Here is a 14,182-nt window from a genome sequence, read left to right as displayed (position 1 = left end):
GTGATTATATGACTATTTTAAAATATGAATGTCTCCTAATCTAGCAGCGAAGCGGAAAGACCGCCTGGCGAAGGAAATCGGTACGGTGCGTAAAGCATGGGGACTTGACACCTCCTCCATCGCCCTTGTCTACCCCAATACCTACTCCGTCGCAATGTCCAACCTCGGTTTTCAGTTGGTCTACCGGTTGCTCAATGAGAGAGACGATGTTCTTTGTGAAAGGGCCTTCCTCCCCGACAGGGAGGAGAGGCCCCAATTTGAGAGGTCCGGAAGGCGGCTGACATCACTGGAAAGTGACAGGCCCCTGACCGATTTTGATATTATTGCTTTTTCCGTTCCCTTTGAAAATGATTTCCCCCATATCCTTGAAATACTTTTTCGATCAAAAATTCCTCTTAAATCTGCTGACAGGGGGGAAGAAGATCCCCTCATCATTGCAGGTGGCGTAACATCCCATCTCAACCCGGAACCAGTGGCTGATTTTATCGACCTTTTTGCTGTTGGCGAGGGGGAGGTCATTATTGCACCCTTCATGGAAGCATTTAAAAAATCAAGAGAGCTTCCGCGCAGAAAACGCCTAAAGTCTCTCTCGCAAATAAAAAGCATCTATGTGCCTTCTTTGTATGACGTTGTTTACCATGATGATGGAAGGGTTTTAGCTTACAAGGCTTCAGCCGGTGTTCCTGAAAGGGTGAGCCGCGCATGGCTCGAAGAGGAAGCGCTTCAAGTCAGTCGCGGCGGTTCTTCTGTTCTTACGGAAGATACCGAATTTGGTGACATGTACCTTGTTGAAGTAGGGAGAGGCTGCGGGCGGGGCTGCCGTTTCTGTGCCGCCGGATTTATCAACCTGCCGCCGAGAGAGAGAAAAACGGATAGGCTTGCCTCTGAATTTGAAGAGGGAATAGCCGAAGGCAAGCGAATTGGCCTTATCAGTCCCTCTCTCGCCGATCACCCCGACATTGAGGGAATATGCCGGGCCATCCATGAATCGGGCGGCCGGAGTTCCCTTTCTGCCGTAAGGGCCGATGCCCTTGAAGAGGGATATCTCTCGCACATAAAAAAGGGAAAGCTCAAAACCGTTACCATTGCGCCTGAAGCAGGAACAGAGCGCATGAGAGAAGTTATTAACAAGGGCCTGTCCGATGCTGATATCCTAAATGCTGTGGCCCTTCTTGGCAAGGTAGGCATTCCTAATATCAGGTTTTACTTTATGATCGGTCTGCCCACTGAGGAAGCGGCAGATATTGACGGCATTATCGATATAACCATCCGATGCCGTAACCGGTTTATTGAAGAGAGCAAGGTCCATAAAAAGGTGGGAAATATTACGCTCAGCGTTAATTGCTTTGTGCCCAAGCCCTTTACTCCTTTCCAGTGGCGCCCCATGGAGGATGAAAAAATACTGAAAGAAAAACTCAGGCAAATAAAGAAGGCTTTAGGCAGAGAACCCAATATCAAAATGATCAGTGATTTGCCGAGGTGGGCCCATATCCAGGGATTGCTGAGCCGCGGTGACCGCAGACTTTCAGACCTTCTTCTGGAAGTTCATAAGAATGAAGGCAACTGGAAAAAGGCCATTCGCGATACAGGCATTGATCCTGCCTTTTATACGGCAAGGGCGCGTTGCAGGGAAGAGCTTTTTCCCTGGGATGTGCTTGATATAGGGCTCAAAAAGGATTATCTATGGAAGGAATATGAACGGGGGCTTGCAGGTAAGGTGACGCCGCCTTGTAACATTGGGGCTTGTGTCAGGTGTGGCGTTTGCTAGTGGTTTCGCGTAAAGGACGCAAAGAGTGAAAAAGCCCAAAGGAAAAATCTATTAATCCGTAACAGTTTAAGTCCCATTGCCATGTCGAAGGCATGTAAGGAATCTTAAAGATTTCTCCCTACACCCCAAGGGCACTTGTCACTTTGTTCGGGCGCGCTCGAAATGACAGATATGTGTAAAGAACGCCTAAGGTTATCTATTTTTTTCTATGTGTCTTTGGGAAACAATTTGCACTTGATTTTTCCCGAGAGAAAGCCTACAGAACCTTCATCGCAATCCAGCTCCCTGCAATAAACGTCCCCAGCGTACTCCCCAGATTGGCAAGCGCTACCACAAGAAGTATCCTGCTGACGGGATTTAGCCAGAAGCCTTTAAAAGATGACGTTGCTCTCGGCAGGTCTTCAAGGTCGGCAACGGTCGGTTTTTTGACTCCCGCCTGAACAAGTCCCGTTACCCAACCTGTGGCTACCATGGGGTTCAGGCTCGCCAGCGGGGCTGAAAGGAAAGCCGTGACGATGGCAATGGGGTGAGCAAAGGCAAGCGCTGCGCCAACGGCTGCAAGGACGCCGTTAACGAGTACCCAGATGTAGATGGAATCCATCGATTGTTCGGCCCCGCCCTGCATAGCTCCGACACCAATGAGAATGACGATAATCGCAGGGATTGCCCATTTAAGAATGGATGGAATGATCGATTTGGGAGGTATCTCCATGATCGGTTCCAGGGGGATATCTTCATTTATATAGGTTTTCATTCCCGATACATGGCCTGCGCCGACAATGGCAACAATCTTTTTGCCCGGTGCCTTACGTACCTTTTGAGCAAGATAGATGTCTCTTTCGTCAATAAGCCGTTTTTTAATTTCGGGAAACTCCTCGGCAAAGGTCTCCATAATATGTTCAAGCTGGTCCTGGTTTTTGATCTCTTCAATCATCTTTTCATCAATCTTTTCGTCAATGAAGAGGCTCATCATCATCTGGCCTATCATCTTTATCTTGTGCCAGAAAGTCAGATGGCCCCAAACGCGCTTGAGCGTTATTTCAATGTTACGGTCGGCCAGGATCAGTTCCTTGTGCAGCGAATCGGCCAGTTTGATGCCTTCAATCATCTCGGCACCGGGCTGAACGTCCATCTTTTCACCCATACGGCGATAAAAGGAGGCCATAATGAGTTGGGCAAGCAAGAAAAGTGATTTCTTCTCTTTTATGACCTTGAAGATGTTCATCTTCTTCCAGTTGTCCCTGTCTACAATCGCCCTGTGCCTCGCCTCACAAAGTTCGATACAGATAGTATCGGGATCAACCTCTTCGACGGTCTTTTGCACGTCTTTCACACTCTCCTTTGAGACGTGGGCCGTGCCGATGAGGTATATTTCCTTCTCCCCGAGCTGTAGCCTTGTTACGCTGGCGGGGAGAATATTTTCTGCTGCTCCTGTCATAGGTCCGTTCCTGCTAAATGTCATGAAAAATGAAAAATGTGGCGAGTTAATTAAGGATAAACTCGCCAACTTTTTATATTAGCATAATTCTTATTTTTGATGCACCAAGAAATAAAATATTCCACCTTTCTTTATGAGGAGAGGTAGTAAAAAAAGTGCCTAAAGTTGAAAGTGCCTAAAGTTTTTTTAACTTAAGCTCACTTTAGGCACTTCATAACCCCCTCTGCCACTCTTCCCTGAGCCCGGCTTCTTCAGGATGGGCAATGGCATAGGCAATCTGATCAAGGAGCGCGGTTTTGTCACGGCCAAGAATACCCTTCAATGAAAGATAGTTGGACGCATGATCACTTCTGAAAACAGTGCATTCAAGGGTGGTGGCCTCTATAAAAATCCTCATTTCCTCGAAAAGCCGGCGCTGACTCATATGAACGTAATCATTGCCGAAAGCCTGGACAAAGCGCTCCCTGCCATGAGGGAAACTGATGACGAGGGTAGAGGCGTATTCAGGTTGAGTGGCATTGAGTACCCCGGCAGAACCGAGAGCATGTTGTTCTGACAATTTGGCGCCGCCAAGACCGTTGATGATAATGACTGAACTTTTAATGTCTGCCGCTTTGGCCATGAGTAGCCCCTTGATTGTCGTCTCCGCTGTCTCTCCCTTTTTGATACGCTTGAGCACTTCATCGTCACCGGACTCAATTCCCACATAGAGCAGCTTAAGGCCTGCCTCGTGGAGTTCCTTCAATTGAGAGGCAGATTTTTTCAGCAGGTTTCGCGGCAGGGCATAGGAGGAAATGCGTTGAACCCCTGGAAAAGCGCCCCTGATTTTATCGAGTACCCTTAAAAGACTCTCCGTAGGCAGCATCATGGCGTCACCGTCGGCAAGAAAGACCCTTCTTGTGTGAGGCTCAATTTGGGCAACCTTCTCTATTTCATTAAAGATTGCTTTCTCATCCCGAATGGAGAATTCCTTTGACCGGTACATTTCGCAGAAGGCACACCGGTTCCATGAACAGCCGAGAGTCACCTGCAATATGAGGGACCTTGCTTCGCTGGGAGGTCTGAAAAGGGGGTAATTGTAGTTGATGGGTGTTGAGAACATTTTTGCTTTTTTGAATGGTTTATGCAGGCCACTCCTGATTTATTGCTTTATCCAAAAAGTTAGTGTAACATTTTTTTCTGTAAATTGAATTTAAAGGTTGAAAGCGGTGGATAAAATCAGGACTCCTGAAATAGTTCGGCAAAACGAATGACAGGAGGAAGAGAAATGATCCACCAGGAAAAAGGTACCATATTTAATGAGCTAATAGAAACAATATCGAAGAAAGGATTGGAAGGACTTGTGGAAACAGATTTTATGTGTTTTCTATATGAAGCCCGCTGATTTCAATTATTGTGCAGGAGAATAATATGAAAAAACGTTTAATTATATTATTGATTTTCCTTTGGAGTCCAGATGTCTATGCAGGATTAGGGTATAGCTACAGTTTGACCCTGAGTGAATATGACCGGGATACAGGCTACTATCTAAAATCAATAAAAACAACGGAGAAAGGCGGTTTTCTTGAAGGTGACAACACTAAAACCACGGATATTTACATTTATTTCCCTGCTGAAGAGAAAGGGGTATATGTATTCAACGGAAATAATAAAGACAAGATCGTTTCTGTTCTTTATGAAACGAACTTTGACGGGAAATGGAATGCCGTTATTTTTAACGATCAAGACAGCGCTTCCATAAAAAACAACGTTGGGGTCAAGAAGAGGGATTTGAAACAGAAAATTCTCATCGAAACCTATAATGAGGAAACTGAGACTTATTCACTGTGGCTTACAAGCAAAAGCGCGGAAAATACAAAAAAAATAAAACAAATATCAAAGTATAATGACTGGCATATAGACGTATTGAATTCAAAAATACGCATCGTTAAAGAGAACAAAAAGTCGATCACCATTGAAAATATAGAATGGTAATTGTACAATAGTAGGTTAACTTGCACCAACCCCTTTGCCCCTGAAAAAGTCCCTCCCATAATAACCCCTTAAACGTCAATTCTCATGACTACATCCACCCAAAAAAACACCTGAAATGTCATGGTATTCCACTAAAGGTCAGTATTGTCCAGTAGATGACAGTAATGTCCTGTAAAGCGCAGATGTTTCCTGTAGACAGGATGGAGTGGCCCTAATATTGTCTTGTTTAAAATAAAATTGACTGAAATGTCAATCAGGAAAACGCAGTTTACGCGCAGTTTTTCGGCATAGACTTCGGCATGACAAAGAATTGGGTCAATAGATGAAAGTTATGGTACGGAATGTTATTAAGATTATTTGGTATTGATCCTGAAAACCCTCAAAGCAAAAAATTGGGAGGAGAAAAATATGAAAAAAGGAAATTTACAAAAAAAGCTGGTAAACTATCGTTTTAACAAAGAAAAGCATAAAGACGTTTCTAAAACATTTATAAACAGATCCATAGGGATTTTGCTCACTATAATAACACTTGTATTCTCATGCTCTCCGGTGTTTGGGGCATCAGGAAGTATTTTTCTGACAGGCACACCAAGTTTTCCTGTGGGCGGCGAGACGGTTGCAACTTCAGTAACATTAAGTGGAACTGCTTTTGTAAGTTCTGATGATACGCCTACCGGTGAGACTGTGGGTATTCCGGAATGTGCGCCTTATTCCGGTAATGGGCTGGGCAGGAGATTTCCGGCATACGGGGCTGTTTATGCACAAGTCCGTTCATCTTTCAACGGTGGGCCTGAAAGTCTGGCTGCGCCGATAGACGAATTACTTACGAGCGTACCCTGGTCAGTTACAGTGAATACGGCAGGCCTCACTCCCGGGCAACTTAATGTAATGACCGTTGATGTAAGAGACATTTACAGTGTTCAGTGTTATAGTGATGTCTATGGATGGAATACAAATCCAATTCTGATAGACAGCGGTGTTAATATTGCATCAACAGGTTATAGTTTTAGATATTGTCCAACTCCGGAGGCCTGCCCCTGTGATGATGCTGATGGTGATGGTTACTTTCGGTTTGGAGCAATTGGTTGTATCTCCGGCAATGACTGTGAACCTAATAATGCTTACATTCATCCCGGAGCTACGGAACTATGTGACAACGTAAATAATGATTGTAATGTCGGAACCTCCGATGGCTCCGGTGAACTATGGTTTGGACTTAGCTGTGATGGGCCGGACAGTGATAATTGTCATGAAAGCCAACAAACCTGCATTGACGGGAACCGGATATGCCCTGATTCAGATAATAATCCTATAGATCCTCTAGTCTGCATAGATAATGAACTAAATGTTAGCCTTGCCGGTGACGGCATTGGTTCTGTTGATGTTTCCCCCTCTGGAGATTCCTGCGGTGCAGGATGTTACATATATGCAGACTCAACACCTGTGGTTCTGACAGCGACAACAAACGACCCTGATTATGCATTTGACTATTGGTCTGGCGCAGGTTGCGGTACGAATCCTGTTTGTGCTTTTACAGTCAGTTCTCCCTTGAATGTTATTGCTTATTTCAAGGCTATCGAAGATAGCCCGCATACTATCGCTGCCTATGATCATACGGCGTTAATAAGTGCTGACGGTATTTTACGGACCTGGGGGCGCAATCAATACGGACAGCTTGGCGATGGCGGCACGAGCAATAAGAACTTGCCCGAGCCGATAGGAAGTAATGCCTGGCAATCGATAGCTGCCGGAGATTATCATACTCTCGCTATTGACAGCAGCGGCAACTTATATGCCTGGGGTTATAATGCTTTCGGGCAGCTAGGAATCAATAGCACAACTGATCAATTAGAACCGGCGCTGGTTGAAAGCATTCATGATACCTGGAAAGATGTGGCGGCAGGCAGTTATCATTCTGTTGCGCTAAAGAGTGACGGGACTGTATGGACCTGGGGCTATAATTATTCCGGCCAGATTGGTAATGGGACCAGGTTTACACCCCGCCTGCAACCCGTCCAGGTAGGAATCGGTTACACCTGGAAAGCGGTAGCAGCCGGTGGCAATCATACGATTGCCATTAGGAATGACGACACTTTATGGACCTGGGGAAATAACCTGCACGGAGCGCTTGGTGATGGAACGTTTATACTCCGACTCACACCGGTTCAAGTCGGCGCCGATTCATGGAAAGCAGTATGGGGTGGTAACTATCATACCGTAGCGCTAAAGAACGACGGAACTTTATGGGCTTGGGGTCTTAACAATCATGGGCAGGTTGGTGACGGAAGTACGATAAACAGGAACACGCCTGTCCAGGTTGGAATGGACAATACATGGAAAATGGCATCTGCAGGTGCATCCCATACGATTGCGATTAAGAACAGCGGGACTTTGTGGGCCTGGGGTTATGGTACTTACGGCCAGTTGGGCCTTGGGACATGGGAAAACAACCGTCCAACACCTGTTCAGGTTGGAACTAATACAGCCTGGGCAGAAGTGGCAGCAGGCAGCTTCCATTCGATCGGCCTGCAGAGCGACGGCAGTTTATGGGCCTGGGGATATAACGGCTATGGTCAGCTTGGTGATGGTACGACAAATTTCAACTCATTATCTCCCATACTAATATTGCCTTAACATGGCAAGGTTGGAAGATTCCTTAAGCTGTGGCAATGAGACAGGGAAAAGCAGGATAATTTAGGGAATACAATTCTTAATCGTTTGCTTTCAAGTCTATAAGACCGCCTTTTGAGGCGGTCTTTTTTTTGATTTTTTCAGTTTGAATGTTTGCCTTGGAAGAGTTGTGATGCGTAACCGGCCTGCACTTGCCGTCAGCAGCCAAGGGAACCATCCTTCAGAATGAACTCATACCTCACTTCCCTGTCGTGTACTAGAGCCGGGAAAGACAACAAAATTAACAAGTTATGACGGCAGGTTGCCGCCGGGGCTTCATTTGCTGCCTTTCAAAGGTGAACCTTCAATCCCAAAAAAGTATAAGAGCAACATATGTCGCACATTTGGCAATATATGTCGTGACAAGTGGTTAGTGCTGTGGTATAAGCAATTTATTGGAAAATAATAATATTAAAGAGGAGGAAGGTATGAAAAAAGGAACATGGGTTTTTGCAGCGCTAATAATCGGAGTATTAGGTGCTTCACCTGGCTATGCCAAAGTAAGCTCTGATGAAGCAAGAAGAGTAATTGATTACTACTATACCGGAAAAGGCGGCGGCGCGGTTTTTCTTAAAGCGGCACTCTGTAAGGAAGTTATAAAGGAAGGCCCTGAGAAAAATAACTGCGGCACGCCCGTTGATGAAAGCAACTTTCCCATGAATGAAGAAATAACAGCATGGGCGTCTTTCCTGGTGCCACAGGGTGACAGTGACACTATTTATGTGGAATTCAAAAATATGGGAATGGTTTGGAAGGTTAGAGAGTTGAAAGTTAAAGGCTCTGTGAGATACAGAAGCTGGACTGCATATAAGCTTGACAGACCCGGCAAGTGGACCATCTCATTCAAACAGCTTGATGAAGGCAAGCAGCAAAGTGTGGTGCTTCAATCCTTCCAGGTGAATGTACAATAGTTTTTTTATCAGAAACATAAAAGCCTGACCTTTTCCCCCATCTCCGGGGAAGGTCGGGCCGTATTTTTAAACAGTGCATAACAGGAAGCGGATTATATGATCGGGGTTTGGAAGCTTTTTCTTTAACAGCAAAATATAGTTAAAAAATGGAGGGCAAATGATTCCACGTTTATTTAATATTTTTATGATTTCGGTAATTATATTGTTGTTGCCCTGGAGTTCTCCCCAGGCAGATGAATTGTCCGGTACTTACAGCGAACTCAAGATAGAGATTCCTGACATCGATCATATCAAAGACCCTATCGAAATAAAGTTTAGTGAAAATGTAATTCCTCCTGATGAATCGGGATTGGATATAGATGATATCAAGAGTGAAATAATCTCAAGCATTTACTTCATCCCTCCCCTGAAGGGTGAATTCCGATGGAAGGATTCAAAAAATCTTGCCTTTATCCCCACATCAAACCAGCTCGGCTGGGGAGCCGATATGGATATTCGCATCAGTCCCATCATTCCATTTTTCGGGTCAGAGTTTTCGTCAAAGTATTTTACCCGGTCTCTTAGTCTGCCCAGGTTCAGGGCAGGCGGTAAAGTCGTTAATTGGGATACCATTATGGGTGCTCCCAGGTTTATTACATCCCTTGGAGACGGGAAATATAAAAAATTCATTGGTAAGGGGCCTTATTATTTACTCTTTGATCAGCCGGCAGATATATTTTTTATTAAAGATTTTATCGAATTAAATAAAGCTGACTGGACAAAAATAGCTTATTCCATTAGTCGCCCAACGAATGTAGGGGAAAAGTTTGACCTTGATATTGAGGATGAATATGTTATTGCCATCACTATTGATGAAGATTTGAATCATAATGAAGAAATTATTTTAAGCATTCCCTCCTGGCGTGGCCACCCTGATAACACTGAACCTGAAATTGAAAGAAGAGGGCTTGTCTATAAATCCCTTTTTCAGCTGGATGAAGCTACCTGGGATGGGAAGCTCGCCTCAGGCAGGATGAGCCTGAAGTCAAAGGTTCATCTCAAATTTTCCTCATTTTTTGATTATCAGGATTTTCAAAGGGCATTCAAAATAGAGCCTGAACCTGTAAAACAAAATATCATTTATTACAGAGATGACTATGTAAGGATAGACCTGGAACTGCAGCCTGGTCAAAAATATGATATATCTCTACCCTATAGTTTTTCTGATTTTCTTGGAAATCCGCTGCGTGAAGCTGTCAATATTGCTTTTCAGGCGCAGGACCTGCCACCTGAATTTTCCGTTCCTGATAAACCGGTCACAATTGAACCTTCGCATATTTCCATCCCTTTTAAAGGTTTAAACCTGGAGACCGTTGAGGTGAAGATCTACAGCTTCTCTTCAGCAAACGCTTATATCAGGGCCCGGGAATTAAGACACAAACCTACCCGTGCATCGGCCTATGGTCTGACAGAGAGTGATCTGGCCTATAGTCAGGATTTGTCCGACTGGATCTTGAATGAAAATACTTCAGATAGCTTTAAGCTTGACAGACCGCTTACGGAAGGATTCAAGTGCTTTGAGTTTATTGGAAGAGGCAAGGGGAGCGAAAAAAAGGATATTGAGAGGACGGTTTTAGTCAACGTATCGGAAACAGGAATAACTGCCAAAGTTTCAAAGGACAAGATATTGGTGTGGCTCGCTTCCTTTTCCAGCGGAGAGGCTTTGCCCAATATACCCATTGAGCTTTTCGATTTGAGAGGAAATATTCTTGGAGAGGGGCAGACAGACAGTCATGGACTTTCCGTGATTACGCCTCAAAGTAACGACTTTCCCGTAAAGGGCGATGACTCTCTTTATCTCGTTGCAAAGGATAAGTCCATTATGGTTTTAAGGAATGATGAACTCTCATCCCCCTGGCAGTTTAATCTTCCCGGTATTGTTAACGACAATATACCTCTTCGAGGCTCTATTTTTACGGAAAGAGGGGTCTACCGGCCTGGAGATAAGGTTTATATAAAAACCTACACCTACTCTGGTGATGTGAAGAACATGAACATCGTTGTGAGAGATCCCAGATCTAAAGAGATTTTAAAGACTGAAATGGTTCGTGATGAATATGGCGCCTCCGACTTTGAAATTGAGATTCCCGAAGGGAGTGCCGTTGGTCGATATGACATTATCGTATCCAATGGCTCTTCATATATTTCCAGTTCCTTCAAGGTAGAAGAGTACCGTGTCCCTACCTTTGTCGTTTCTGTCGATGATCGAAACCGGAAGTGGACTCCCGGTGAGCCGGTTAATGTCGATATTGAATCAAGGTATTATCATGGCGGAACGATGGGAAACAGGGATTTTAACTGGAAAGTGACAAGAGTTCAGTCCCCTCTGCATTTAAGCAGCTTTCCCGGTTACGTTTTTCAGAGTGCGGAAGATGCGACCCTTACGGGAATTTTTCTTTCCCATGGAGGTCTCCTTAATGCCGAGGGAAAGCAGACGGTAAGCTTTACTCCGGCTCATCATGTGAGTGCCGGGAGAATGAAATATACTTTTGAGGCCGTCGTCACCGACACTGACAGGCAAGCTTATTCAAGCCGTCTCAGCAGGGTCGTTCATCCTGCGGGATTTTACGTGGGAGTAAAGCCGCCGGCAAGAGAGGTTGTTCGCTCCAATACAAAGGTGGTTATGCCCTTTGTGGTTGTCGATACTGCCGGGAAAGTAATGAGAGATACCGACGTTGATGTTCAGGTTGAATACATAGAGTATCACAGTACGGCACGGCAGTACCAATCTTCAAAAGTCCAGATGTTTAACCGAATGGTTGGAGATACTGTCTTGAGAGAATCCCTGACGTCAGGTGCCGGACCGGAGGAGTTCAGCTATACACCATCAAGAGCGGGAATCTATCGCTTTAATTTCGATGCCACAGATTCGAAGGGGAATAAGGTCAGAACATCGACCTATCTGACTGTATCCGGTGATGAGTCTACCGCGTGGCCCCGTTTTGACATTGAGAAAATAGATATTGTTAAAGACAAGGAAAGCTACGAGATCGGTGATACGGCCGTCCTTATACCCCAGACACCCTATAAAAAGGCTACCGCATTAGTAACCATAGAGGTCAATGGTGTCATTGAAACGCGGATCATTAATATAGACAATAATACGCCCGAGATAAAGATTCCCATACTTGCCGAATATGCTCCCAATGTATTTATTTCGACGATTATAGTCAGGGGGCGTGAGCATTTCATGAAAGATGCCTCGGGCTTTGAAACGGGCGCTCCCGGCTTTAAAGTGGGCTATGTAAAGCTCGATGTTGACCCGTCGAGGCAGCGCCTTAATGTGCTCGTCGATAAAAGGATTTCAAATGTCAGTCCCGGGGAAAAGGTAACCATTCCTATCCAGGTTAAGAATTATTCAAATGAGGGAACTCAGGCCCAATTGACGGCTATGGTTGTCGATGAAGCCGTACTGGATATGACCGCTTATCTGACGCCCAATCCTCTCGATACGGTCTATGCGCCGAGGGCTCTCGGAGTAAGAACAGGATCAAACTGGCTTGATCTTCCCCATTCGAGGCGGGAACGATTAGAAAAGATTTTCCCAGGCGGTGATGATGACGAAGTGGACCTCACCTCCCGAAGTGACCTGGAAGCCATATTGAGGAACCTCTTTAAAAGTACGGCTTACTGGAATCCTGATCTTAAAACCGATGCTTCCGGAAAGGCAGAGATTACATTCACCATGCCTGATAATTTAACCTCCTACAGGGTCATGGTTGTTGCTGCCGATAAAAAAATGCGATTCGGCTCATCGGACCATATGCTTGTCAATCAGCAAGCGCTGATGATTCAACCTGTTATACCGAGATTTATCTATCCCGAAGATGAGCTTCAGGTGGAAGCGATGGTCTTCAATAATACATCAAAGCGGGAAGAAATTACCTTGAAGGCAGAATTTGAAGGACTTAAGCTCATAAGTCAAAAAGATGTGTCGAAAGTAATTGTCGCTCCCGGAAAATCGGCCAATATTCCCTTTAGGGTTAAAGCAGGAATCAGCGGTACTGCCAAGGTACGATTTATCGCGTCCACAGCATCACATCGTGATGCCGGAGAGTACACCGTTCCAATCATCAGTCCCGGAACGAGTGTTTCTGAGGTAAAGAGTGTCAAGGTGCTCAATGACAACAAGGTCAGCCTTAAGCTTCCTGACTATTACATCAAGGGTACGGCGAAAAGCGAGCTTGTATTATCAGTCACGGAACTGACTGAACTGAAGGGCGCCGTCCAGTACTTAATGCGCTACCCCAACGGTTGTATCGAACAGACGACAAGTACGGCCTATCCCCTTGTCGTACTAAAAGAACTCCTTCCTGTTATTGGTGTAGAGGTTAACCAGGAGGATTTGAAAAAATTCTCTGAAGCAGGCGTCAAAAGAATCCTGTCTTTCCAGACATCAAAGGGTGGTCTTGCCTATTGGCCGGGAAGTGACAGTCCTCATGCTTTTGCCACGGCCTTTGGCCTGACGGCCCTTATTGCCGCAAAAGAAAGAGGTTATGACGTCCCCGACAGTGCCCTTGCCGGAATGGCAGACTATCTGGAGCAAGCGCTTCGTTCCGGTCAAATAACCGAAAGTATCCCTCATGGGAATATAGCTGACGGAGATACAAGAGCGCTCTTTGTGATGACCCTGGGACGTCTCGGCCGCCCTCAACCGCAATATATTAACGCTTTATGGGAGAATCGTTCCAAGTTGACAGGTTTCGGGTTTTCCTTTCTTGCCATAGCTGTAGGTGAAATGGAGGGAGGGGATCAGTCACTGCTTCAACCTATTTTGCAGGCAATTAAAGATAATGCAAAGAAAACGGCGAAGGAAGCCTACTTTGATTCGAAGGCAAAAGGGGGCTGGTCGATGGATTCCCCGCTGCGGACCCACGGTGCATCGCTGATTGCCTTTGGATCGTCAGATTCTGACCGGGAAATGACAGGAAAGTTAATGGAAGGCCTTCTTGCCAGGAGGAGAGGGCAGATGTGGGGGAATACGCAGGAAAATGTCTTTGGCATTATGGGAATTTCACAGGTAACGGGAAGCGGTTCCCATCGAAGAGGTTCCCTGGGAGATATCCCCCATGTGTCGATTCTCCTGAAAGATAAAAATATTTCGCTATCCACTATGGAAGCGCCTGATGAGCAGGTTCGCAGAATTACTTATTCAGACGCGGAGTTGGGATTAATGCCGGGTGATATGGTGACAGCGGAGGTAAAAGGAAATGTTCCCAATGCTTATCTCTCTTTAAGGCTAAATTATGAAATCCCGCTTGAAAAGACCGATCTCTCGGCCAAAGCAAAAGGTTTTACCCTTGTCAGAAAATATGAAACTCTCGATGGTAAGCCTGTCGATTTAAAGGCCATACCTTTGGGCAGCCTGGTCAAGGTTAGAGT

7 protein-coding genes are annotated in these 14,182 nt (G+C 45.4%); 5 read left to right on the top strand and 2 right to left on the bottom strand.

All coding sequences use genetic code 11. The features are described 5' to 3' along the window. Positions 1–28 precede the first annotated feature (28 nt). Complete coding sequence (locus tag OEV42_10605; GenBank protein MDH3974716.1) at positions 29–1,768, top strand: radical SAM protein; 1,740 nt, start codon at positions 29–31, stop codon at positions 1,766–1,768. A 256-nt stretch (positions 1,769–2,024) separates the two neighbouring features. Here the strand turns inward: OEV42_10605 and OEV42_10600 are convergent, their stop codons facing one another. Both OEV42_10600 and OEV42_10595 read right to left on the bottom strand, forming a co-directional pair. Continuing rightward, positions 2,025–3,206, bottom strand: coding sequence for a TraB/GumN family protein (locus OEV42_10600; protein MDH3974715.1), 1,182 nt, complete (start codon positions 3,204–3,206; stop codon positions 2,025–2,027). Positions 3,207–3,417: 211 nt separating this feature from the next. After that, a complete protein-coding gene (locus tag OEV42_10595) occupies positions 3,418–4,308 on the bottom strand; it encodes a radical SAM protein (protein ID MDH3974714.1) in 891 nt (296 codons plus the stop codon). Positions 4,309–4,616: 308 nt separating this feature from the next. On the opposite strand from OEV42_10595, the gene OEV42_10590 reads away from it, so the two are divergent. The 4 genes from OEV42_10590 to OEV42_10575 form a co-directional block, all read left to right on the top strand. Continuing rightward, positions 4,617–5,180 carry a hypothetical protein gene (locus OEV42_10590; GenBank protein MDH3974713.1) on the top strand — a complete coding sequence of 188 codons (564 nt, stop codon included), beginning with the start codon at positions 4,617–4,619 and terminating at the stop codon, positions 5,178–5,180. A 408-nt stretch (positions 5,181–5,588) separates the two neighbouring features. Beyond that, positions 5,589–7,814, top strand: coding sequence for a hypothetical protein (locus tag OEV42_10585; protein ID MDH3974712.1), 2,226 nt, complete (start codon positions 5,589–5,591; stop codon positions 7,812–7,814). A gap of 464 nt (positions 7,815–8,278) precedes the next feature. Beyond that, positions 8,279–8,761: a hypothetical protein gene (locus OEV42_10580; protein ID MDH3974711.1), complete on the top strand. Its 483-nt coding sequence runs from the start codon at positions 8,279–8,281 to the stop codon at positions 8,759–8,761. 184 nt (positions 8,762–8,945) lie between these two features. Beyond that, positions 8,946–14,182, top strand: a 5,237-nt coding sequence (locus OEV42_10575; protein ID MDH3974710.1) for an MG2 domain-containing protein, incomplete at its 3' end; no start/stop codon positions are given.

It is taken from the genome of Deltaproteobacteria bacterium (assembly GCA_029860075.1).
GTDB lineage: Bacteria > Desulfobacterota > JADFVX01 > JADFVX01 > JADFVX01 > JAOUBX01.
Note: the sequence above shows the minus strand (reverse complement) of the source record. Positions and strands in the feature narration are given on the sequence as shown.

Excerpts from the sequence above, each read along its gene's own strand:
- OEV42_10605 (MDH3974716.1), top strand. The coding sequence starts at position 29 with ATGTCTCCTAATCTAGCAGCGAAGCGGAAAGACCGCCTGGCGAAGGAA.
- OEV42_10600 (MDH3974715.1), bottom strand. The coding sequence starts at position 3,206 with ATGACAGGAGCAGCAGAAAATATTCTCCCCGCCAGCGTAACAAGGCTA.
- OEV42_10595 (MDH3974714.1), bottom strand. The coding sequence starts at position 4,308 with ATGTTCTCAACACCCATCAACTACAATTACCCCCTTTTCAGACCTCCC.
- OEV42_10590 (MDH3974713.1), top strand. The coding sequence starts at position 4,617 with ATGAAAAAACGTTTAATTATATTATTGATTTTCCTTTGGAGTCCAGAT.
- OEV42_10585 (MDH3974712.1), top strand. The coding sequence starts at position 5,589 with ATGAAAAAAGGAAATTTACAAAAAAAGCTGGTAAACTATCGTTTTAAC.
- OEV42_10580 (MDH3974711.1), top strand. The coding sequence starts at position 8,279 with ATGAAAAAAGGAACATGGGTTTTTGCAGCGCTAATAATCGGAGTATTA.